The organism is Lentzea sp. NBC_00516, assembly GCF_036346835.1.
Taxonomy (GTDB): Bacteria; Actinomycetota; Actinomycetes; order Mycobacteriales; family Pseudonocardiaceae; genus Lentzea; species Lentzea sokolovensis.
The window spans coordinates 1,057,963-1,081,659 of sequence record NZ_CP107840.1; the positions used below are offsets into that span (position 1 = coordinate 1,057,963).

Genomic DNA, 23,697 nt, shown 5'->3' on the forward strand with positions numbered 1-23,697 from the left:
GGCTTGGTCGCCGGTGGGTGTCCAACGTGGACGGTAGGGTGCGTTTCCGTGCGAGTGCTCCTCGTCGAAGACGACCACGAGTTGGGTGACCAGGTGTCGCGGCGCTTGCGGGCACGTGGGTTCGCGGTCGACCGCGCGTCCGACCTCGGTGAGGCGGACCTGAAGCAGTCCGTGCACCTCTACGACTGCGTGGTCCTGGACCGCGGTCTGCCCGACGGTGACGGACTCGACCTGCTCGCGGCGTGGCGGCGTGCCGGGGTGCGCGTGCCGGTGCTCGTGCTGACCGCGCTCGGTGCGGTGACCGACAGGGTGGCGGGCTTCACCGTCGGTGCCGACGACTACCTCGGCAAGCCGTTCGCCGTGGAGGAGCTGGAGGTCCGGGTCGTCGCGCTGTGCCGCAGGGGAGAGGCGCTGCGGAACACCCTGCTGGGTGTGGGCGGTGTGGAGATGGACCTGCCGCGCAGGCGCGTCACCCGCGACGGCGTCGTGCTCACGCTGACCGGCAAGGAGTTCGCGGTGCTGGAGCTGTTGCTCGCGCGGGCCGGCCGGGTGGTGTCGCGGAGCGAGCTCATCGAGCACTGCTGGGACGAGATGGCCGAGCCCATGTCGAACGTGGTCGACGCGGTGGTCGCGCAGCTGCGCCGCAAGCTCGGCGATCCTCCGGTGGTCGTCACGGTGCGCGGTGCGGGTTTCGTGGTGCGGCCGTGAGCCGGCTGCGCCGGTTGCGGTGGTGGCTCACCGTCCTGTTCACCATCACCACTTCCGCGTGCCTGGCGGTGCTCGCGCTGCTGGTGGCCACGATCGACCTGCGGTCGCGGGAGGCCGCGGTGGACGCCGAGGCGAACCGGCAGGCCACCGGCCTGTCGAGGGCCGTCTACTTCCTCGACGGTGTGCTGCACCTGGAGCCGCTCGCCGAGGACTACCTCTCGCGCGAGGCTCACGGGATCAGGATTGTGGAGCGTGCGGGCACCGGCTGGCGGACGCGGTTCGAGCACGGGAACGCTCCCTCGTCCGGCACCGGGCTCGAGCCGGTGTTGCGGGACCAGGACACGGCGCTGCTCGCGCCGCACCTCGTCGGCGCGCCGGTCTGGAACGGCGACACCATCGGCGCGGTGGTGCTGGTCGTGGCGAGCGAGCGCCAGTCGCTGGCCGAGCACGACCTGCTCGTGCGCTGGCTGTGGATCGGCTGCGCGGCGCTCGTGGCGGTGGCCGCGGTGGGTGGTCACCTGCTCGCACACCTGAGCATGCGTCCCGCCGTGCGGGGACTCGCCGAACAGGAGCAGTTCCTGGCCGAGGCGGCACATGAGCTGCGCACCCCGCTGGCGACGTTGCGGCTGGTGTCGCGGGAGGAGGACGTCACCAGGCACGTCGACCGGCTGGGCCGGCTGGTCGACGGGCTGCTGACGCGAGCTCGCGTCCGCGGCGGTGCCCAGGAGGTCGAACACGTCGAGCTGTTCCTCGACCAGCTCGTCGAGCAGGTGGTCGCCGAGATCGACGACACCGTTGCGGTGCGGGGCGAGCGGACGATCGTGCGCGGTGACCCGGACCTGCTGGGCCAGGCGGTGCGCAACCTCGTGGAGAACGCGGTGCGGCACGGCGGTGGCGCGCGCGTCGAGGTGACCGGGCACGCCGTGGTGGTCGACGACGACGGGCCGGGACTCGGCCGCAGTGGCAACGGCGGCAACGGCATCGGCCTCGCGATCGTGCGCTGGGTCGCCGGGCTGCACGGCGGCGGCGTGGAGATCGGGGAGCGGGAACAGGGCGGGGTGCGAGCCGTGCTGCGACTGCCGCCGCCGTCCTCATGATTTCCTCACGATCCGCCCCGCAGCCTGAGGCATGCGCAAAATCCTGATCGTGGCGGCAGCCGTCGCCGTGCTGGCGCCGGTCGTGCCCATCGTGGTCAACGCGAGCAGCGAACCGTTCGCGGTGCTGCGGGTCGACCAGGTGGGCTTCGCCCCCGACGAGGCCAAACCGGCCTACCTGATGGCGTCCCGCGACGTCGCCGACGAGAGGTTCTCGGTGCTCGACCAGTCGGGCCGCGCCGTGCTGAGCGGGATCCTGTCGGCCTCGTCCCGTCCGTGGAACGACAGGTACCGCGTGGTACGGGTCGCCGACCTCTCCGCGCTCACCGCACCCGGCCGCTACGTCGTCGAAGCGGCCGGTGCGCGATCGAACTGGTTTCGCGTCGCCACGCGGCAAGAACTGTTGCGGCCGTTGGTGTCGAGCACCACGTCGTTCTTCCGCGCCCAGCGCGACGGCACCGAGGTCGACCCGAACCTGTTGCGGCGCAAGCCGTCACACCTCGCGGACCGCGAGGCCGTGGTGTACGCCCCGCCGCGCATCGACATGCAGCGCTACGAGCTGCTCGACAAGGCGCTGACCGAGATCGGTGGCCCGATCGACGCGGAAGGCGGCTGGTTCGACGCAGGCGACTTCCTGAAGTTCACCCACACGACGTCCTACGCCACCGCTCAACTGCTGCTGGCCCAACGGGACGGTGTGCCGGACGAACGCCTTGCCGCGGAAGCGATGCACGGAATCAGGTGGCTCGGCAAGATGTGGACGGGCGACGTCCTGCACGCCCAGGTCGGCATCGGCGTCGGCAACGACGGACTGCGCACCGACCACGACGTGTGGCGCCTGCCGGAGGACGACGACGCGCTCGACGTGAAGCCCGGCGATCGCGACTTCCACATCAAGCACCGCCCGGTGTTCCCGGCGAACAACCCCGGCGAGCCCGTGAGCCCCAACCTCGCCGGCCGTGTCGCCGCCGCGTTCGCGCTGGCCGCCCAGGTGACCGGTGACCGTCACTACCTCGATCTCGCGGCGGCCGTGTACGCCCGAGCCGACCACAGTCCCCGTGCGCTCGTCACAGCCTATCCGCCCGAGTACTACCCGGAGACCGGATGGCGCGACGACATGGAGTTCGGCGCGACCGAGCTCGCGCTGGCGGCGCGACGGTTCGGAGACGACCGGGCGGCCGGCTGGTTCGCCGAGGCCACCGACTGGGCCACGTCCTACCTCGACGGCGACGGGCGGGGCTCGCTCGGCATCGCCGACGTGAGCGCGATGGCGCACGCGGACCTCGCCCCGCACCTCGACGGCGAGATCCGCGACCGCCTGGTGGAGGACCTGCGCGGTCACTTGGGCGACGCCGTCACCCTTGCCCAGAAGGACCCGTTCGGTTCCGGCGTCGCCTACTGGAGCTGGGACTCGGTGCCGAAGACGTTCGGCCTCGTGCTCACCGAGGCGTACTACCGGAAACTCACCGGCGACCAGGAGTTCACGGCCTTCGCCGGGCGCCAGCGGGGCTGGGCCCTGGGCGCCAACCCGTGGGGCAGGTCGTTCGTCATCGGAGCCGGCACCCGCTCACTGGACTGCCCGTCCCACGCGATCGCGAACCTCACCGGAGGGTCGCCGGTCGGAGCCGTGGTCAACGGCCCCAACGCGGCCGAGCAGTTCAAGGAGCTCAACACCTTCCCGACGATGCGCGCCTGTCCCTCGGACGGGTCCAACACCCTGGCGGAGTTCGACGGCACCGGCGCGCGGTTCCTGGACCACGCGGGCGCGTGGGCCAGCGCCGAGGTGGCGATCGACTTCACCTCCACGGCCTTGCTGGCGTTCGCGCTGACCGCGCACTAGGGCCTGTATCGCAGTCGACTGCCACTGCGCTTCAGGACACCTGGGTCGGTGCCGGTGGAGGTGTGCGTCGCAGCAGGAGTACGACGAATCCGAGAACTCCGCGGTAGCCGCCCAGCCAGCCGGCGCGGTGGGCCGCTGACGTCTCAAGAGCGAGGTCGCTGCCGGGGTGTTCGGGATTGTCGAGGGCCCAGTTGGCGAGGGTGCCGGTCCAGCACCATTGGTACTCGTCCCACTCCGCGATGGTGCTGACGTATCCGTAGACCGGTGCCCACCCGTCGGCGACGACCTGGGCCACGGTGGTCGGGAGGTCCGCGAACTTCTGCGGACCGTCCTCCAGTTCCGCGCGGACGGCGGCGTCGGGTTCGCGCTCCCAGAAGCAGTCGCCGAGCAGGAGCATCCCGTTTTCGGCGAGGTGTTCCCGAGCGGCGTTCAACGTGGGGAGCAGCCCGCCGTACGCGTAGGCGGCCCCCACGCTGAGCACCAGGTCCGCTTTCCTGGCCGACCGGTACTCGGCGACGTCCTGGCGGCGCAGTTCCAGCCGATCGGCCAGACCGAGCCGGGCGGCCTCGCCCAGGACGTGGTCGAAGCCCTCACCCGATTTGTCGACTCCGACAGCCGTCACGCCGTCGTGCGCCTGCAACGCGCGTAGCAACCAGGTGCCGTCGCCGCAGCCCAGATCGAGCAGGTGATCGTCCTGCCCGCGGATGGACCGGTCGAGCAGGTGCGCCACTGTGCTGTCGCTCAACGGCGCGGATATCGGGTGGTCGGTGTGTGCGATGGTGGTGAGTTCGTGTCGTTCCACCAGGGCTGTCTAACAGAGTCTGGATCTTGTGTCGCAGGCATTCGCAGTGGAGATGGTGGCAACCTGCCGCCGAACACGCCCTGGGAACCACTAGGCGAGACACTTCCAACTGTACGGGTCGGCGATGGCGGTAGACCGGGAGAAGACGGCCTGCTCGTGCGGGTTCTGGCGCTGGCAGGCGTCGTCCAGGTCCATGGCCATCTGTGCGCCGGTGCCCGTGACGCAGCGCCAGTCGTGGGCGGTCGTCCCCGCGAGGACGACCCCGTTCACAGCGCCGATGGACGTGCAGTAGCCCTGCAGGTCGAGGCCGCCCTTCTCGGTGAACGCCGGCGGCCGCTCGAGGGTCACGGTGACCGAGTTGGTGCCGGCCGGCAGCCTGACGGTCCCCTTGGCGCTGTCGACGGTGCCGGCGCTCGCCCTGGAGATGTTGCCGAGGAACGCGGGCACCTCGAAGCTCACGCCGCCCGCGGGGGTGGCGCCGGACAGGGTGAGGCTGATGTCCGCCCCGGAGGCGGTGATCGCCGCACCCATGCGCCTGCCGCCCGCGATGGGGAAGTTGCCGGCGCTGGTGGTGGCGCCGTCACGGAGCCATTGCTTCGGCAGGCCGCGGCCGACGATCACCGTGCCGTCGAGCTTCTCGGCGAGCAGCGAGTCCAGCAGCACCTTGGAGGCGTTGGCCTGTCCCCACATGTGAGGACTCGAGCCGCTACCCGCGGTGCTGTGGGTGCCGGGGGACCAGTTGCTCGTTCCCACGGCCTGAATTCCTTCCCACCACGAGAAAGGAGCGCTCTGCGCGTTCTGGACGAGGTACTGGTAGCCGTAGATGCCCTCTGAGCGGTAACGGGAGGAGGCCAGTCCGGCAGACCCGTAGCCCGCGTTGTAGGAGCTGCTCACGCCGGGGTAGCCGCCGAAGGTGTGCTTGGGCAGGCCGGACAGGCGGCTGAAACCGTTGTCGTAGGTGGAATCGATCAGGTCGATCATCGGGCCGGCCGGGCTGCTGCCCCACAGCTGGCCGTCCCACGCCCATCGTCCGAACAGGAACATCGAGGCCCAGTTGCCGTTGTTGGTCTGGCCGCAGACGTTCGCACTGCTGTTGGGGACGTCCATGGCACAGGGCAGATAGGACAGGCCGTTGGCCGAGATCGTGGTGTTCAGCCGCGCGTTGACCGCGCGCAGGAGGGTGTCGTACGTCCGGCCTGCCCAGGACGCCTCGGCCGTCTCGCCGAGGGTGGTGGCGATGTACCGGTAGGTGAGAAGAGCGAGCAACGCCGACTGGTTGTCGACGGTCCAGTAACCGGTGTGGTCCACCGCGACGGTCGCCTTCATGATGCCGCCGGGGCCGGTGGCGTCGGCCTCGATCCTGCGGGCGGTCTGCCTGATCGTGGCGAAGTGGGACCGGACGAAGGCGGCGTCGCCGGTCTTGCGCAGGTACACCGCCCAGGGCCAGTTGTACTTCCACGTCCCGTCCGGGTACATCCGGGTGATGTCGTTCGGGTCGTCCTGGGCGATCAGCGTCGGCAGGTAGTCCTTGGCCCTGTTCAGGTCTCCCGCCTCCAGCAGCTGCACCAGCATGCCGACGAGGTCGTGGTTGAAGATCGCGTCGTAGCCGTTCTCGCCGACGTTGAGGCGGTTGCCGTCCTTGACGAGGTTCGTGGTGATGTAGCCGGCCTTGTAGGCGTTGGCCAGCTGCGGGTCGGGCACCTGGATCTGGGCGATCTGCGCGAGCTTGCCGTCCCAATAGGACGTCATGTGCGCGTAGTGGGCGTCGTAACCGCCGGCCGCCGTCAGTTCCGCGGCCGTGGGCCACGCGTAGCTCTGGCCGAACCGGTCGGCCGCGATCACGTAGTCGAAGTCGGTGGTCTGGCCCGGCCCGACGGTCGTCGACGGGCGGTTGAGAGGGAGGGTCCCGCCGGTCGGCGCCGGGTCCAGCACGTGCGCGACCGTGTCGTGGTTGACGACGCGGACCCGCGAGTAGATCGCGACGAAGTCCCGGTTGCCGGTGGTGACCATGTCACCGAAGTTGGTGATGGTGACGGTGCTGTTGTCCCGCTCGAACTGCGTCGTCAGGGCGGGGTGGTAACCCCCGGCGTTGAACCACTGGACGCGTCCGGGGTTGTTGTAGATCCCGAACCGGACCGTGGTGTTCGGTCCTGAGTGGACGTCGAAGCTCCCGTCCTTGTGCGTGAGCACGCCGTAGTAGTCGCCCTCCCAGCCGATCGAGGCGCTGTCGTGCTGCGTCACCGCGGCTCGCGCGTCACCGGAGTGCCACACTGGGGAGCTGCCGGCCAGGACCAGGGCCGCGGTGACGGCCACGACCGGCCACCCGCGCCGCTTTCGGCTGTACGTCTTCATTGACGGGCCTTCCCCTCCGGGCGCACCGAATTGGATCGTTAAAATTGGCGTGGACCAAACCCAACCACAGGCTCGCTCAGACTGTCAACGCTGGGAGAACTCCCCGCAACGCCTTGGTTTCCGGCTCGGCGGGGTGCGGTGGATCGACCACTCCGCCGGCGTCGGCCGCCGCGAACGATCAAGCCCGATGACGGGACGAACCACGCACGATCAGCTCCGGCGCCAGCAGCGTGGCGACGGAGAGCACCGTCCCGTCGGGCGGGCACAGGGCTTCCACGATCCGCCGCCCGATCTCGGGGATCGGCTGGCGAACGCTCGACAGGTCGAGGACCTCTGCCGAAGGCGTGTCGTCGTACCCCACCAGGGCCACGTCCTCCCCGGGAGTCCGTCCAAGATCACGAACGGCCTGCATGGCGCCCGCGGCCAGGGTGTCGGAGGCCGCGACGAGGGCGGTCGGCGCATCGGCTCGGTCCAGTAGACCGCGAGCCATCCTCGCGCCGCTGATCCAGGTGTCCTCGCCCCGCACGTCGAGACGGTGGCTGCCTGCCAGCAGGCCGTGCCGGTCCATGGCCGTCACCCAGCCCCTGGCCCGATCGTCGCCGACCCGGTGGCCCTCGGGGAAACCGAGGAACCCGATCCTCTGATGGCCGCCCGCGGCCAGATGCTCGACGACGACGGCGATGCCCGCCGCGTTGTCGACGTCCACCCAGCCGGTCGCGCCGGCGGAGTCGGAGAACCGCCCGAAGCACACGAACGGCACCCCGGCGTCCAGCAGCATCGACGGCCGCGGATCGTCGGGCACCACGTTGTACAGCACGACACCCTCGACCGCCCCGCTGCGCACCAGCCGCACGCAGGTGACCACCTCGTTCTCCACGTCGTCCACCGCGAACAACATCAGGTGCCTGCCCACCGCCTGACCGGCCTCGGCGAGCGCGTGCAGAAACCGGTCGTGCAGGTGGGCGAGCGAGTGGGAGGAGACGGGCTCGATGCGACAGGCGATCATGCCGGCCGAGCTGGAGCGCAACGCCCGAGCGGCCCGGTTGGGCTGGAACCCGAGGTCCGCGACGGCGGACAGCACGCGGTCCCGGGTCTGCGGCCGGACCTTCTCGGGGTAGTTCATCACGTTCGACACCGTCTGCTTGGACACCCCGGCCGCCACGGCGACGTCGGCGATCGTGACCGGACCGGACCGCGGAGCGGCAGGCCTGGCAGGCGACTTCGCCACGACGGGCACCCCTGACCGAGTTGAACGTTAAAATCCGGCTGACCAGTGACATCCTAAGGTAAGCCCTGGTTGTCGCAGGTGACGTCAGGTGAGAGTGCCGGGCGCTGCGGCCGGCTGACGGCCATCGACCTGTTGTCCATCGACGGCGGAGCCAGGCAGCTGAGGGTCGTACGTGCTGAAGATCAACCTGCTGTCCGCTAACCCGCCGGCAGGTCGATCTCGACGCGCAAGCCACCGTCCAGGCCGGGGCGGGCATCGATCGTGCCGTGGTGCGCGGCCGTGATGGACCGCACGATCGACAGGCCGAGGCCCGCGCCTTCCCGGTGCGACGTCCGGTCCGCGACGAGCCTGCGGAACGGCTCGAACAGCGGGGCGACCTGGTGGGCGAGGACTTCCCGGCCGGTGTTGTGCACGGTGACCCCGTCGGAGCTCACGGCCACCTCGACCCAGCCGCCGGTGCGGTTGTACTTGATGGCGTTGTGCACCAGGTTGCCGAGCATCCGCTCCAGTAGCACCGGGTCGCCCGGCACAGTGCGTTCCCTCAGCGCAGGGCGCAGCGAGACCTCGTGCTGCGCGGCCAGATCCGAGTAGCGGTCGAGCACGGAACCGGCGAGTTCGTCCAGGCGTACCGGGATCGCACCGGAAACGCCCCGGTCGCTTTCCGCGAGCACCAGCAGGCCCTCGATCAACGCCTCACTGCTTTCGTTGACCAGCAGCAGTTCCCGGCCGAGCCGGTCCACGCCGGGGTTGTCCTCCTCCGTCACCATCGCCACCTCCACGAGCGTCCGCTGGACGGCGAGCGGCGTGCGCAGCTCGTGGGAGGCGTTGGCGGCGAACCGCCGCTGGCCCTCGTAGCTCAGCGCCACCCGGTCCAGCATGGCGTTGATGGCGAGGGCCAGGTCCGTCAACTGGTCGGGTGCGCCTGCCGTCGGGACGCGTTGGCTCAGGTTCTGCGGCCCGGTGGCGCGCAGGACATCCTGCATCGCCTTGAGCGGGCGCAGGACGACCTCGTTGACGACCGTGCGGATCAGCCGATGGAGTACCACCAGCGCGATCAGCATCGCGAGCACGAGCCCCACCATGCCGAGCACCGCCCAGAACGAGCGCCAGTTCATCAGCGTCTGGTTCCACCGGTCCCATCCGTCCCACCACCACCGCAGGTCTGCGAACCGCTCGCCGATCCACCTGCCCAGGCTGATCACCGGGTGGAAGAGCACGACGCCCAGCACGAAGCTGCCGAGGACGAGCGTGGCGACCCGGCCCGCCAGCGACGCGGGCTCGCTGATCAGCCGCCGAAGCGGTACCCCGCGCCGGCGACGGTGTGGATCAGCGGTGGGCTGCCCAGCTTGCGCCGCAACGTCATCACCGCCACCCTGACCGCGTTCGTGAACGGGTCGGCGTGCTCGTCCCATGCCTTCTCCAGCAGCTGCTCGGTGGTGACCACCGCGCCCTCGGCCCGCATCAGCACGCCGAGGACCGCGAATTCCTTCGGCGCCAGCTTGAGCGGACAGCCGTCCCTGCTGGCGAAGCGCCGCGCCGTGTCCAGCTGCACGCCGGCCTGGTCGAGCACGGGTGGCAGCGCCGGCCGCACCCGGCGGCCCAGCGCGCCGATCCGCGCCACGAGCTCGGCGAACGCGAACGGCTTGGTGAGGTAGTCGTCGGCGCCGATGCCCAGCCCCTCCACCCGGTCACGGATGGACGCGGCGGCCGTCAGCATCAAAACCCGGCTGTCGCGCTGCTCGGTCATGATCCGACGGCACACCTCGTCACCGTGCACCTCCGGCAGATCGCGGTCGAGCACTATCACGTCGTAGTCATGCACCAACGCCTTCTCCAGCGCCGCGTCGCCGTCGTAGCAGACGTCGACGGACATCCCCAGATGCCGAAGCCCGCGCGCGACGGTATCTGCCAGCTTGCGCTCGTCCTCGGCGACCAGAACCCGCATCTCCACCTCCGTTCGCACTGTCTACCCGCGTGGGGATAAGCGCGGCATAAGAAATCGGCTTATCGGGTGTGTAATGCCCGGCGCGTACCTCTTTCCCTGCCGAAAACGGCCGAAAAGAGGATTCCATCAAAATGACGTTCCTTCTCCGCTGTACCCGGCATCCCGCGGTATTCGCGGCCCTGCTCGCATTCGACCTCGCACTGTTCGTGTCAACCGTGCTGTCATTCCACCCGTCGGTGGGCAACGGCTACCTTCTCGACCTCGACGTGTACCGGACCGGGGCACAGGCCTGGCTGGACGACGGCGACCTGTACGCCGACCTCCCCCTCCTGGCCGGGTTCACCCTGCCATTCACCTACCCGCCGTTCGCGGCGGTCGTGCTCGCACCGCTGGCCATGCCACCGTTGTGGGTGGCCAACACGCTGCTCACCGTGGTGACCGTGATCGTCATGGCCTTGTCGACAGTGCTGGTCGCGCGTGCGCTGGGCGCCCCGCGGCAGTACCTCGCCGTGCTCGCCGTCGCCGCGGTCCCGTTCGTGCTGGTGTTCGAGCCGCTGCGCAGCAACCTGGCCGCCGGGCAGATCAACGCGGTCCTGCTGCTGCTCGTCGTCGTGGACTGCCTCGCGCTCACCCCGTCGCGCTACCGCGGCGCACTCGTGGGCGTCGCCGCGGCGGTGAAGCTCACCCCCGCCGCGTTCATCCTGTTCTTCCTGCTCAAACGCGATCGACGGGCAGCGCTGAACGCCGTGCTGTCGTCCGCCGCGTGCTCGACCATCGGTTTCCTTTGCGCCCCAGTGGAATCGTGGCGGTTCTGGACGGACGTCCTGTACCAGACCAAGCGTGTCGGCGGCCCGACGTTCACGGCGAACCAGTCCATCACCGGCGTGCTCGCGCGGTTCGACGTGCCGCCGTGGCTGCACACCGGCCTGTGGTCGGTGATGGGCGCCGTGGTCGTCGCCCTTGCCGTGGTCGGCATCCGCAAGGCGTTGGCCGAAGATCAGACCACCCTCGCACTGGCGTTGACCGCCCTCGTCCCCCTGCTGTGCTCGCCCATCTCGTGGTCACACCACTGGGTGTGGGCGGTTCCCCTGGTGCTGGCGCTGGGCGCGGCGGGCTGGCAGGCCCGTCCGCCACTGGTGCTGGCCATCAGCGGAATGACGCTGTTCGTACTGGGCGCGCACTGGTGGTTCCCGGCCACCGGCGACGTGGAACGCACCTGGCCGTTGTGGCAGCAACTGCTCGGCGGCGGCTACATCTACTGGGGCTTCGCCGTGCTGGGCTGTGCCGCGGCCGGCCTGCTGGCACCAAGGCGTCGTGTGCCTGCGACGCATCGCGCCGCGCAATGGGTGGCAGTGCGGCAAGCCACCCCTGGCCGGCACGAGTGAGCACCACAGGGATGCCGTCTGCGTGGGTTCCGGCACGGGGAGCCAATGGTTGCCGGCCAGTGCGACATGGATGGCGTCGATCGCCGTGGCCGCGAGCGCCGGGCAGAGACGCGCTCGTGCCGATGAGAGCGCAAGCCTCCTGCGAGCAGCCGCGCGGTCCGGCCAGGGACTGTGAGCCCGTTGTCTACACCTTGCTCGCCACCACCACGTAGTTCTCGGCCTCAGGGTCGAACGTGCTCGTTTCCATCCGAAGTCCGACCCGGTGCAACTCGACTTCGAGTTCGTCGTATCGGTAGGGCCAGCACGACAGCAGTTCCGAGCGGACAAGAACCGGCCCAGCCGCATCCACTTGCGCGATCGCGATCTCGATGTGGTGCTCGTCCTCCCAGTTCGGCGCAATGTCCCAGCGGTAGACCACGACGGCATCGCGACCGTTCCGGCGGACGAGTCGGTCGCTGATGTCCAGTCGAGAACCTTTGGCCCTCACGAGTTCCCACGTGCGGGAGGTGAGCACCAAGCGCCCGCCACGGCGCAGAAGCCGTGACATCGACTCCAGAGCAGCAACCCTGCCTCTCGCGCCGACGGCATGGTGCAGCGAGTTGCCAACGCAGAACACCATGTCGAAGGTGGCGTCATCGAAATGGTCGGGCAACTCTTCCCAGTCTGCCCGCACCGTCCGAACAGATGCCCCGAACTCCTCTGACAACTCCGCGGTCCGACGAACCATCGCTTCGCTGGCGTCAGTTGCGACAACCTGGATGCCAAGATCGGCGAGGCCTACCGCCAACTGTCCGGTGCCGCACGAACAATCGAGGACGTGGGCGTTCGACGGCAGGAGGCTGAGGACATCAGCGAACGACGCAGCGAACTCGGCCGGAGCCAGCTTCGCATCGGAGATGAGCCACTCGTACACCTCGGCAAGCGCGTCATAACCCGTCAACTACTACCTCCGTCAGCGGCCCACTCACGCCGGCACATCAGTACATCAGCGGAGTAAGTCGGTTCACCAATGGTTTTCGCAGGGGCAACCCGTCCGCTCATGCCGCGAGGCACGTACCCAACATGCCGACGAGCGGATGACTCTGCGGCCCGTTCATACAGGCGAACGTCTTCCCCGACCTCGTGCTGGATGCCCTGCAGGTCAGCGCGGGTCGGTGCGATAGCTCTCGGGGAAGTGTTCGCCTATTGAGGCCCATCAGTGGACCAGTGCATATGTGCTGGTCAGCTGGCTTGTCGACGACGTTCTAGTCGAGGTGTTAGTGCTGATTGGGAGCAATTTGGGAGCACAGGTGCCGAACACATTCGCAAAGCAGAAGTGTTCACCAGGCTTCGTCGGGTCCTTCCAGGATCCAGGACCAGCCGCCGTCGACCTCCCAGCGGCGCTGGAGCTGTTCGAGCATCCTGCTGATCATCGCCTCGGTCACGTGCGAATACCGGTCATCTGTGGAACTGCGCCTGTGTCCCAACCGCTCCAGCCGCAGCACGCGTGGCACATCGTCCTCGATGAGCCAAGTCTCCTGTGTGTGCCGGAGATCGTGGAAGACCATGCCCTCCTTCAGCGGAGCCCAGCCGAGTGCTTCGTTGCCAGAGACGGCTGGCAACCAAGCGCGCGCCCGGAAGTTGGCGCGACGTTGAAGCAGGCCCCGTCTCGTGGGGAACACGAATCGCGAGTCGGGATTGCGTTCGCGATGCGCGAGCAACTCGTTCACGAGGAACGGTGGCAGGTGCACGTCGCGGGCGCTGGACGGCGTCTTGGGCGGCCCGAGAGTGGGCTTGCGTCCCCCAATTTCGTGCAGCGCGCCGAACTCAGGATCCACGGTGATGCGCGGATTCGAGTCCAGGTGAGTCCTGATCCACTGCAGTCCGGTCAGCTCGCCCCAGCGTAGGCCGGTGTAGGCGGCTGTGATCACCAGCAAGCCGTCATCGGGGTGCATTCGCGCTGCGAGCGCGTCCACTTCGTCCGTGGTGGCATGAGGTCGTTCTGGTGAATCGGCGAAGACGATCCGCAGCTTCCGGCAGGGGTTCGAACCGATCAGCTTCTCGTCGACCGCCTCGCCGATGATCTGGGAGAAGAGCTTGAAAACATCCCGTGCACTCTTGTCGGCGAGCTTCGACCGCAGTGTCCTGTTCACCCAGCCCTTGACCTCGATCCGCTCGATGTCGCCGAGCGCGGTGCCGGACCAGAACGGCAGGACGGACCACCCCCGCGTGTACAGGGAAGACATGCCGACGACCGGCATCTGGAGTCGCACGAGCGGACCACTCCCCACGCACAGGGAGAACGTCGCCGCTCCGCGCGGGTCGACCCCGCCGAGGGACCCCGCACGCGCGGAGAACATGTACGCCCGCGATCCCCGGCCGCGGGACTACGGAGCACCCCCGCACGGGCGGGGAGAACAACTTCGCCATATCGCCGTCCAGCGACACCACCCGCACGCGCGGGAGAACGTGCCGCTCTTGTTGAACGTGAGGTTGATCGTGGGACCACCTCCGCACGCGCGGGGAGAACTCGGGCAAACACCTGTACGCGGTGTTCCACGTGGGACCGCCCCGCATGCGCGGGGAGAACTTGCGGCGGGGCCATCACGCAAGAGGGCAGCAGCGGACCACCCCTGCACGCGCGGGGAGATCTGACAGCACCTCCTCGTCGCCGAGTGGGCGCCGGGACCACCCCCGCACGCGGGGAGAACAACGTCTCTTCCAAGCCGAAGCCGTACGGCGCTGGACCACCCCCGCACGCGCGGGGAGAACAATGCCGGCAACTTCGAGGCTGCGAAGGACGCGGGACCACCCCAGCACGCGCGGGGAGAACTTCGGGTTGCGGGTGAACAGCACGCGCCCGTTGGGACCATCCCCGCACGCACGGGGAGAACACGGGCCCGACCGACGCGAGGTACTCGTCCCACGGACCACCCCCGCATGCGCGGGGAACGACCGGTCGCGGGTCGGTCGGGCAGCCACATGGGGACCACCCCCGCATGTGTGGGGAGAACGTCTTCATCTTCGCCACCAGGCCCGGCAGCTCCGGACCACCCCGCACGCGCGGGAGAACCCGCCCACGCCGCCTGAGAGGTTCTTCGCACCGGGACCACCCCCACGTGCGCGGCGAGAACGTCACACGCCACTTCCTCAGCCCCTCCGTCCAGGGACCACCCCCGCGTGCGCGGGGAGAACGCTGCGGTGCTGTGCCTTTGGGGGTGCAGGCGGGACCACCCCCGCGTGCGCGGGGAAACCTCGGCGAGCGAGCGTGCCGTGTTGTGGGCCATGGGACCACCCCCGCGTGTGCGGGAAGAACGCCGCCGAGAAGTACGGCCAGCGACTCACCGAGGGACCCCCCGCACGCGCGGGGAGAACGTGAAGGACCCGAGCGCGGTCCTGGACTGGAAGGGACCACCCCGCGTGCGCGGGGAAGACCCGCCGACCGCCGGCCAGCTGACCCTGACCGGGGGACTTCCCGCGTGCGCGGGGAAGACCACGCTCGGCACCGCGATGGGCACCCGCTCGTAAGGACCACCTCCGTGTGCGTGGGGAAGACGCAGTGATGACGCCTACCAGCCGGAGGCACCTAGGACCACCCCCGCGTGCGGGGGAAGAGCAACCCCAGCACCGGCGAGGCCGCAACTTCGCGGGACCACCCCCGCGTGCGCGGGGAAGACGTGCCGGCTCAGGTAGTCCAGGACGGGGTGTTGGAACCACCCCCGCATGCGCGGGGACGACTCAGAACCTTGACGAGTGGCGTCATTTCACACCGGACCACCCTCCGCGTGCGCGGGGAAGACAGCAGGGCGCCTCGATGGGCGCTGGCGTACAAGGGACCACCCCCGCGTGCGCGGGGAAGACGAGCGGCGTGGTGGATCGATGGCGGTGATCCCGGGACCACCCCGCGTGCGCGGGGAAGACCCGACGTGATGATGAATCGTCGGTTCCGCGTAGGGACCACCCCCGCGTGCGCGGGGAAGACGACGTCGGCGGGCTCGTGGCCGACTCGCCGGGGGGACCACCCCCGCGTGCGCGGGGAAGACTGGGTGACAGGCGACGAGGTACCGCCTTTCCGGGGACCACCCCGCGTGCGCGGGGAAGACGCGGGCGAGAACTGGCGGTGGCGCTTTGACCACGAGGGTTATGTCTGACCGGCCTTCGTCAGGGCCGCAGGAGACACCGGATCAGCACGGCGCGTTCCCCGCCTGGACGGCGACCAGATTGTCCAAGTCGCGCGGTACGGCACACGGCGTCCGACGCGAGCGGCGGAGGTGCTGTACGCCGAAGGCGACCACAGCCACGTCCCGTATCCGTGACGGTATGCGGGGAAGACTTGGTGTCCGAAAACGTGATCGTGTTGATGCAGGGACCCCCCGCGTGCGCGGGGAAGACCGAACCAAGATGTCCTTGGTGCCCGGGATCTGGGGACCACCCCCACGTGCCTGGGGAAGACGCCGGTTCCGGTGTCACCGGCGGTTCGTTCTCGGGACCACTCTCGCGTGCGCGCGGAAGACGCGGGGACCCGACTGGGACAGCTCACACTCATGGGACCACCCCTCCGTGCGCGTGGAAGACGGGACGGCCTCACGCGCGGTCGGCTCGAAGCTGGGACTACCCCTGCGTGCACAGGGAAGTCGCCGGGTACAAGTTCGTCAACCGCTACCTGTGGGAACCCTCCGCGTGTTCGGGGAAGACCACGGCTTCTGGCCGGATGCCTTGTCGGGTTGGGACTACCCCCGCGTGCGTCGGGAAGACTTGACGTTCAGCGCCCCGCCGCCGCCGGTGTGTGAACCACCCCTGGGTGCGCGGGGAAGACTTTTCCGCCTGGTCCGCGAGCACCGCTGGTACGGGACCACCTCCGCATGCGCGGGGAAGCCCCATCCCCACCGTTGCCTGACTCGTTCGCGCCGGGACCACCCCTGTGTGTGCGGGGACGACATTGGCCCCCACAAGGGCTTGTTGTTGGTGTCGAGACCACCCCCGCGTGCGTGGGGAAGACGCTGGCGACGCGAGGCATGGCGATGCCGGCCAGGGACCACCCCCGCGCGTGCGCAGGGAAGACACCAAGCTCGTGCTCACGGGATCACGAACACCTTGGGGACCCCCGCGTGGGCGGGGACGACCTCGACCTCGCGATCATCCTCGGCGAGAACCGGGGCCCATCCCCGCGTGCGCGGGGAAGATCTGGGCCCGTGGTTGGTTCACCTCTACGTCATGGGACCACCCCCGCGTGCGCGGGGACAACCGGGCGGTCTTGGTGATGCGCAGCCGGTACTGGGGGCCACCCCCCGCGTGCGCGGGGACGACGCGGTGCTGTGGGTCTGCGGCACGGAGAAGCTGGGACTATCCCCGCGTGCGCGAGGACGACAGCAGGGCAAAGCCCTTCCAGGGCTCCAGGCAGGGACCACCCCACGTGCGCGGGGAAGACGAGCAAGAACGCGTGATCAAGGTGAAGGCCGAGGGACCACCCCCGCGAGCGCGGGGAAGACAGCCGGGTTGCGCGCAGTGCCGCGCTGACCGAGGGACTACCCCCGCGTGCACGGGGAAGACCCACAGCCAGGTGTTCACATGCCTGAGCGGCTCGGGACCACCCCCGCGTGTGCGGGGAAGACTCGCAGCAGCGGCGTGGCCTCGCGTTGAACGTGGGACCACCCCCGCGTGCGCGGGGAAGACGCCAGGACGAACGCGAACGCCGCGATCCGCTGGGGACCACCCCGCACGCGCGGGGAGAACGCTGACCGTGCGGCGAGCGAGCACAAGCTGAAGGGATCATCCCCCTCACACGTGGGGAGAACAGGCGATTCGGAGAAGCCCAGATCCGCACCGAGGAACCACCCCCCGCACGCGCGGGGAGAACTCACCTGGGGACTCTCCGGTGACGATGACCCCGGGACCACCCCCGCACGCGCGGGGAGAACAAGGGCAACATCCTCGCGGGATGCAACCCGGCGGGACCATCCCCTTACGCGCGGGGAGAACGACCAGGCGGCGGGCTTGCCGCGGCTCCATGCGCGAACCGTCCCCGCACACGCGAACCACCCTCGCACACGCGGGAGAACGACCCGCGAACCTCTACGGCCCTAGGTCAGGCGGGACCACCCCGCACGTGCGGGGAGACTCGTACTCGAACCTCACGATCAACTGGCGCATCGGACCACCCTGTACGCGCGGGGAGAAGGTCGAGTAGAGCATCGAGTACAGCGTACGGTCGGGATCACCCCGCCACGCGCGCCAGGGCACTTGATCACCTGGCTGGCGGCCACGCCGGGGGTACCGACCAGCCCGCACGCGGGGAACGAGACATCCCGCGACGTCCAGTTCTTCCAGCACGGACCACCCCGCACGCGGGGAGAACGTGACCTAAGAACTCAGGACCACACAGGACTACGGACCACCCCCGCATGCGCAGGAAGAACCTCAACTGGACATGCCGGTACTTCACCGGCTTGGGACCACCCCGCACGTGCGGGGAGAACCGCAGCTTGGTGAGGGCTGCGCCGAGGTCGCGCGGACGACCCCGCACGCGCGGGGAGAACGGTTGCGAGCTCGACGATCGCACCCACGACGAGGGGCCACCTCCGCGTGGGGGAGAACCTTCCTGCCGACGCCACGGTAGGACCACGCCTAGGACCACGCCCGCGCGCGGGCAGAACGTGTTCGTGACGGCCGGCGCGAGCATCGCCGCGGGACCACCCCGCATCCGCGGGGAGAACGATCCGAATAACGATGCGGTCATGGTGACCTTGGGACCACCCGCACATGCGCGAGGAGAACGGCTCGACCCACGCGAGTTCGTGCGCAAGTACGGACCACCCCGCACACGCGGGGGAGAGCAAATACCCGCACCGGATTTAGCCAGGCTAGGTGGGGCCACCTCCGCACACTCGGAGAGAACAACCTGCAGTGCGTCGTAGACTGGCAGGACGCCGGATCACCCCCGCAGGCGCGGGTTGACGTCATAGGTTCGCCGTTCGTCAGCACGACCTTGGGGTCACACCCGCATGTGTGCAGGCAGGCTACATGGGCACGATCAGCGGAAGGATGGCTGAGACCGCTCCGCCCGTGCGGCTAGGCAGCACGTTCCGGCCGGTCGCCCCGTCCAAGCCCGGAGAGTTGACCTTAATTTGTCATTTAATTATCAAAGGTCGGCCGCGCAGGTGTCAGCGGGGTGCTTGCCTCCACCTTAGGTCGAAGCTGAGTCGCGTCTGCGTATTTACGCACTTGCGGGCGTTGTGATCGAGCGCATGCTGAACTTCAGGTAAGTCAAGGTTATCTACAGGTCAGTAGGTTCTGTGGCGATCGGGTAGTGCCATGCTTGAATGGAGTAGGGTGTCCAAGTCTCGCTTTGAAGTTCCTTTGCGATCTGTTTTCATGTCTGCTCTTGGTTGCTGTTGGGTCGACGGTTTCGAGCTGTAGTGGAGTGTTGTGAGCAGGGCAGGAGCCAAGCCGTCGCTGTGGGCGCCATGGGGGAAATCTGCAGGTAGAGCCATCCCTCATCCGCTGGTGTGTCACATCGTCGACACTGCGGCGATGGCGTCGCGGATGTTCGTCCTGGTGCTTGGTCCGCGCTGCCGCAATGAGCTGGAGGCCGTGTTCTCGGCGGTGGGTGACGCGAAGGTATGGGTCACTCTGCTCTGCGGGCTGCACGACCTGGGAAAGTATTCCCCCACGTTCCAGGGGCTGAACGCCGACCTCGCGGAACAACGCCTCGGTGAGATGGCTGCGGTTGATGTGCGGCGAGTGCGGCGGAAGTCGGGTCTACCGCGACTGGACACTCCGCACGGACTCCTGACTGCCCTGCACATGAAGGACATGCTCATCTCCTGGGGCGTGGAAGCCCGCACCGCCGAACGAATTGCGGTGGTGCTAGGTGGCCACCACGGCTATTTCCCCACCGGGCAGGAGTTCGAGCAAGCCCGGGCCCAGGTCAACAACCACGGCGACGAGCGGTGGAGGGCCTGGCGGGACGACCTGGTCGATGCCGTACTCAACGCGCTCGGGTTGCCGGATCCGTGCACCCTGCCCTGGAGCCAGGTGCGCTTGAGTTCGGCCGGCGCCGTCGCTCTTGCCGGGTTGACCACCGTCAGCGACTGGATCGCCTCGGACGAGCGCAACTATCAGTCACCTGAATCCGAAAGCGACCTCGTCGACTACCTGCGTGTGGCGGAGACCTTTGCGGACGATGCTGTTGCCCGGCTGGATCTGCAACCGTGGACGCCACCGCAGGACACCAGCTTCGCCGGTCTCTTCGCCGCCGAGACGCCACGTCCAGTCCAGGCGGTGGTCGAACGGGCGCTTCGAGGGCACACGGAACCGACGATGCTGGTAGTGGAAGCACCAACCGGCGAGGGCAAGTCGAAAGCGGCGCTGCAGGCAGTCGCGACCCTCGTGCGTGACCTCGGGCTTGCCGGCGCTTACGTAGGGATGCCCACGCAGGCGACGAGCCATCAGATGCTCGGTGAGTTCGAGACGATGCTCGCTCACGTCGGCGACACCTCGGCAGTGCGATTGATCCACTCCAACGCCAAGGAGTTCCTGGCCAGCAGGGTCACGACGCCCACCGATGTCGGAACCGATGATCTCGACGACTGTGATGTTGCTGCCCAAGAGTGGTTCACCCGCAAGAAGAGCCTCCTCTCGCCCCTCGGGGTGGGCACGGTCGACCAAGCGCTGAAGGGAGCGATCCGATCGGGACACGTGTTCGTTCGGCTGGCAGCGCTGTCGAACAAGGTCGTGGTGATCGACGAGGTGCACGCTTACGACACCTATATGTCGACCCTGCTTGATCGGTTGCTCATGTGGTTGGGGCACATGGGAATCTCGGTGCTGTTGTTGTCGGCGACACTGCCTTCGCGCCGGCGAGAAGAGCTGACCGCGGCGTGGCGGGCCGGGGCGCAGAACTGCGTGCCTCAGGCTGTGCCGCCATTGCCCGCCTCGACCGCGTACCCGCGGATCACTCTGGTCGATAGCGACACGAGCACGGCGGAAGGCGCCGAGGTGTCCGCGTTGAACCACGACCGCAGGGCGAGCCTCGAACGGGTCGAGGACCAGGACGTCGTGCAATGGGCGCTTGCTCGCGCGGTAGCGGGACAATGCGTTGCGGTCGTGCACAATCTCGTCAACCGGGCCAAGGAAACCAGCGACGCGTTGGCCAAGAGGATCGCTGCGCTTCCCGAACTGCAACGACCGAGGCTGATCACGATCACCGGTCAGCTGGCCGCCGGGCATCGCAGAGCCGTGGAAGCCGATCTTCGAGCCGAGTTCGGACCTGAAGGCACCCGATCGCCAGCGATCGTGGTGGGAACCCAGGTCCTCGAGCAGAGCCTCGACCTGGACTTCGACACGATGCTCACCGACCTGGCCCCGATCGATGCACTGGTCCAACGAGCCGGACGCGTACATCGCCACAGTCGGGAAGCACGGGGCGTGCTCACCCTGGCCATCACCGGTGTTGTGGAAACGGCCGCCGGGCCAGTGTTCCCGGCCTACACCACCAATGTTTACGCGCCGATGGTGTTGCTGCGGACGTGGGCGTTGTTGCGACACAAGGAGGAGCTGCGTTCGCCAGAGGAGGTTCCGGTGCTCATCGACGCGGTGTACGGACCAGCCGAGGCGATCGAATGCCCGTCGGGCTGGGAACAAGCCTGGGGTCACGCGGATGAGCGGCTGCGTCGCTCCCTCGACAAGGACAAGCACGACGCTCGGCTGATGTACCTGCCGTTGCCGGTGGCGACACACCGGCTCGCCGATTTGACCACCCGCCCGCAGAACCCGAGCAAGACCCGAAAGAGCCGCCGCCGATGAACCTCGACGATGAGCCACGTGAGCTGTTGGTAGACGTCGTGCTGCTCAACGGCACCGACGACGACCGTGTGGTGGCGGTGTGCGGAGACCGCCCCGTCCTGCTGACGTCACCTGATCCCTTGCCAGAACGCACTCTTCGCGAACTGCTTGACTCACGTACGACCTTGACAGCGCACGTGGGCGTGCCGGTCGAAGTCGTCCGAGCGTTGCGGGAAACGGCAGTGCCGCACGCGTTCGAACAGTCGCCATGGCTGCGGCAGCATCGAGCCCTGGTCTTCGTCGACGGTCGGTGCTCAGTCGGTGACCACGTCCTTGCTTATGACGAGAGGATCGGCGTGCACGCCGAGGAAGCACTGTGACCTCAACCCGACCCGCCTCCTACGATCTGCGCACTCAGCCCTGGCTGCCCGTCGTCGACCGCGACGGCAACCACGAGCTCGTCAGCCTGACGCGACTTGTTCTCAATGCGCACCGCATCCGCCGCATCGTCGGCGAAACGCCTTCGATGACCGCGGCGTTGCATCGGCTGGTGCTGGCGCTGCTCCACCGCGTCTACGGGCCGCCCTCGGAAGAGGAATGGGCGCGGTTGTGTGAACTGCCGAGCTTGCCGTCCGCTCCGCTGGTCAGGTACCTGCGCGGCCAGGGAAGCCGCTTTGACCTCTTCGACGCCCAGCATCCTTTTCTGCAGTGCACAGGTCTGGCCAAGCTGGCGCCCGCCACCGCGGCCAAGCTCGTCCCGTACCGGTCCGTCGGCAACAACGTCACCCTGTTCGACAAGACGATCGACACCGATCAGGTTCAGCTCACACCCGCCGAGGCAGCGCGCTGGCTGGTCACCGTGCAATCGTTCGATCCCGGTGGCATGAAGACGCCGTTCGAGAAGGACAAGTCCTCCCAGCGTGCACCGTGCGCGTGGCTCGGAGTGGTGCTCGTGGAGGGCGAGACGCTCAAAGAGACCCTGCTGCTGAATTTGCTTACCTATCGGCCCGAACATGAGCGGCCGGCGCCCAGCACGCCTGAGGACGGCCCGATTTGGGAGCAGGAGGCTCCGCCCTCGCCGCTGCCGGACAAGCGAGTGCCGCGGGGATGGACGGATCTGCTGACGTGGCCTGCTCGCCGCGTCCTGTTGTCCACGCAGCAAACCGGCGAGGGACTGGTCGTCGACGGAGTCACCATCACGCCGGGGTCGCGACTCAACACCGAGAGCGTCCAGGTGGAGATGATGGCTGCGTTCCGCAAACCCTCCGGCCCGAAGGGGCAACCGAAGCGGGACGCGCCGATGCTGCCGGTGCGGCTGCATCCGGTGCGGGGAGTGTGGCGGCACAGCGTGGAGTTGCTGATGACCAACCTCTGGGAGGAGGGCAAGACCAGGCAACGGCCGCGCACGTTGGAGCAGATCTCCGAACTCGCCGAGCACGGACACATTCCGGCCGGCGCGGTCTACACGCTGCGTGTGTTCGATCAGAAGCTGGATTCGAAGGGCACGGTGGTGGAGGCCTGGCTCGAGGAGGTCGTCCCCGCGCCGGTCGCTGTGTTGCGTTCCAAGGACAAGACGCTTGGAGCGCTGCTGGGGTGCGCGATCGTGTATGCGGACAGCGTTGGAGCCGCTCTGCGTCACATGCAACGCAACTACCGCGTCGAGAAGCAGGGCAACCGGGAGAACAAGCGTGTGACGCCCACTTGGAGCCTCGACGTCGAGTACTGGCCGAAGCTGGCGCGGCCGTTCGCCACCTATCTCGAGGGCATCGCCCGAGCCTACGAGGAGGGCGAGTCCCTGGCGGACGTGACCGAGGTGTGGCAGAAGGCCGTCGCTGTCGTCGCGCTACGTGCCACAGATCGCTGGGCTGAGGGCTCTCCAGCGGAGGGACGCGATCTCCTCCTCAGGGGGAAGCACCAAGGTCAGTTCCTCGGGCGCCTCAGCGAGCTGACGCGCCTCTTCCACGCCGAGGCCGCTGCCTACATCGTCACGAAAGGAGCCGCGTGACCACATCGATCATCGAGCGGCGCCAGGAGTTCACCGCTCACCTTTACCGCCTGAACAGTGCGCTGTCGTCCCCGGTGTCTCATCGCGTGTCGGAGGCCCGGCAGGTTCTGGCGAGGTTGCGACGCAGTTTCGCCGGAGCCCGGCAGCAAGCCGAGGCCTACGACTTCGTCTTCGCCCACAACCCGCCCGAGGCCGAGCAAGAAATCTGGTTGCTCGTAGCGGGACTGTTCGCCCTGCACCCCCAACCGAGGAGGAACGCGCGCTCGCTCGGCGCTTCCATGGGAAAGCTCGCGTCGGCGCGAGGTGAATCGGTGACGCGCAGGTTCACTCAACTGATCGCCCGCGACCGCGCTGCCTTGGCTTACCAACTGCGGCAGGTGGTCCGCCTGCTCGACACCGAAAAAGTGCCGGTCGACTACGACCAACTGCTCGCGGACCTCGTCGTACTTCTCGGTGACCGCTATCGAGGCGACGAGGCCCAGCGCATCCGACTCCGATGGGCGCGCGAGTTCCACTACCGCCCAGGCGCGCGTGAGTCCATGAAGGACTCTTCAACGCTCGCTGACACCAACTGAT

The 23,697-nt window shown here is 68.3% G+C and carries 16 protein-coding genes; 9 read left to right on the forward strand and 7 right to left on the reverse strand.

Going from position 1 to position 23,697, the window contains the following annotated elements; all coding sequences use genetic code 11:
• Positions 1-48: 48 nt before the first annotated feature.
• From OG205_RS04590 to OG205_RS04600, 3 genes are read left to right on the forward strand one after another with little or no spacing between them, the layout of a single operon-like run.
• Positions 49-708: a response regulator transcription factor gene (locus tag OG205_RS04590; protein ID WP_330274979.1), complete on the forward strand. Its 660-nt coding sequence runs from the start codon at positions 49-51 to the stop codon at positions 706-708.
• Positions 705-1,805, forward strand: a complete 1,101-nt coding sequence (locus OG205_RS04595) for a sensor histidine kinase (protein ID WP_330274980.1) — start codon at positions 705-707, stop codon at positions 1,803-1,805. The genes OG205_RS04590 and OG205_RS04595 overlap by 4 nt, the downstream gene beginning before the upstream one ends.
• A gap of 31 nt (positions 1,806-1,836) precedes the next feature.
• Positions 1,837-3,642, forward strand: coding sequence for a glycoside hydrolase family 9 protein (locus tag OG205_RS04600; protein WP_330274981.1), 1,806 nt, complete (start codon positions 1,837-1,839; stop codon positions 3,640-3,642).
• A 31-nt stretch (positions 3,643-3,673) separates the two neighbouring features.
• Here OG205_RS04600 and OG205_RS04605 read toward each other — a convergent pair whose 3' ends face one another.
• The 5 genes from OG205_RS04605 to OG205_RS04625 form a co-directional block, all read right to left on the reverse strand.
• Positions 3,674-4,444 carry an SAM-dependent methyltransferase gene (locus OG205_RS04605; RefSeq protein ID WP_330274982.1) on the reverse strand — a complete coding sequence of 257 codons (771 nt, stop codon included), beginning with the start codon at positions 4,442-4,444 and terminating at the stop codon, positions 3,674-3,676.
• A 90-nt stretch (positions 4,445-4,534) separates the two neighbouring features.
• Positions 4,535-6,796 (reverse strand): hypothetical protein, encoded by a 2,262-nt coding sequence (locus OG205_RS04610; protein WP_330274983.1) that lies wholly within the window; start codon positions 6,794-6,796, stop codon positions 4,535-4,537.
• A 178-nt stretch (positions 6,797-6,974) separates the two neighbouring features.
• Positions 6,975-8,024, reverse strand: a complete 1,050-nt coding sequence (locus OG205_RS04615; RefSeq protein WP_330274984.1) for a LacI family DNA-binding transcriptional regulator — start codon at positions 8,022-8,024, stop codon at positions 6,975-6,977.
• A 197-nt stretch (positions 8,025-8,221) separates the two neighbouring features.
• The gene (locus OG205_RS04620) at positions 8,222-9,253 is read right to left on the reverse strand and encodes a sensor histidine kinase (RefSeq protein ID WP_330278100.1); all 1,032 of its coding nucleotides are present in this window, start codon (positions 9,251-9,253) and stop codon (positions 8,222-8,224) included.
• A gap of 56 nt (positions 9,254-9,309) precedes the next feature.
• Positions 9,310-9,969, reverse strand: coding sequence for a response regulator transcription factor (locus OG205_RS04625; RefSeq protein ID WP_330274985.1), 660 nt, complete (start codon positions 9,967-9,969; stop codon positions 9,310-9,312).
• Between the two features lie 131 nt (positions 9,970-10,100).
• Between OG205_RS04625 and OG205_RS04630 the strand changes: the two genes are divergently transcribed.
• Positions 10,101-11,354 (forward strand): glycosyltransferase 87 family protein, encoded by a 1,254-nt coding sequence (locus OG205_RS04630; protein WP_330274986.1) that lies wholly within the window; start codon positions 10,101-10,103, stop codon positions 11,352-11,354.
• A 184-nt stretch (positions 11,355-11,538) separates the two neighbouring features.
• Here OG205_RS04630 and OG205_RS04635 read toward each other — a convergent pair whose 3' ends face one another.
• Both OG205_RS04635 and OG205_RS04640 read right to left on the reverse strand, forming a co-directional pair.
• Positions 11,539-12,294: a class I SAM-dependent methyltransferase gene (locus OG205_RS04635; protein WP_330274987.1), complete on the reverse strand. Its 756-nt coding sequence runs from the start codon at positions 12,292-12,294 to the stop codon at positions 11,539-11,541.
• Between the two features lie 379 nt (positions 12,295-12,673).
• Positions 12,674-13,693, reverse strand: coding sequence for a tyrosine-type recombinase/integrase (locus OG205_RS04640; protein ID WP_330274988.1), 1,020 nt, complete (start codon positions 13,691-13,693; stop codon positions 12,674-12,676).
• A gap of 1,015 nt (positions 13,694-14,708) precedes the next feature.
• Between OG205_RS04640 and OG205_RS04645 the strand changes: the two genes are divergently transcribed.
• The 5 genes from OG205_RS04645 (at position 14,709) to casB (ending at position 23,696) form a co-directional block, all read left to right on the forward strand.
• Entirely contained in the window at positions 14,709-14,861 is a 153-nt protein-coding gene (locus OG205_RS04645) for a hypothetical protein (protein WP_330274989.1), read from the forward strand.
• Between the two features lie 3,897 nt (positions 14,862-18,758).
• Positions 18,759-21,137, forward strand: a complete 2,379-nt coding sequence (gene cas3, locus OG205_RS04650) for a CRISPR-associated helicase Cas3' (protein ID WP_330274990.1) — start codon at positions 18,759-18,761, stop codon at positions 21,135-21,137.
• Complete coding sequence (locus tag OG205_RS04655) at positions 21,134-21,496, forward strand: hypothetical protein (protein WP_330274991.1); 363 nt, start codon at positions 21,134-21,136, stop codon at positions 21,494-21,496. Before cas3 ends, OG205_RS04655 begins: the two co-directional genes overlap by 4 nt.
• Positions 21,493-23,121, forward strand: coding sequence for a type I-E CRISPR-associated protein Cse1/CasA (casA, locus tag OG205_RS04660; protein WP_330274992.1), 1,629 nt, complete (start codon positions 21,493-21,495; stop codon positions 23,119-23,121). The genes OG205_RS04655 and casA overlap by 4 nt, the downstream gene beginning before the upstream one ends.
• Entirely contained in the window at positions 23,118-23,696 is a 579-nt protein-coding gene (gene casB / locus OG205_RS04665; RefSeq protein WP_330274993.1) for a type I-E CRISPR-associated protein Cse2/CasB, read from the forward strand. The genes casA and casB overlap by 4 nt, the downstream gene beginning before the upstream one ends.
• The last annotated feature ends 1 nt before the right edge of the window (position 23,697 follow it).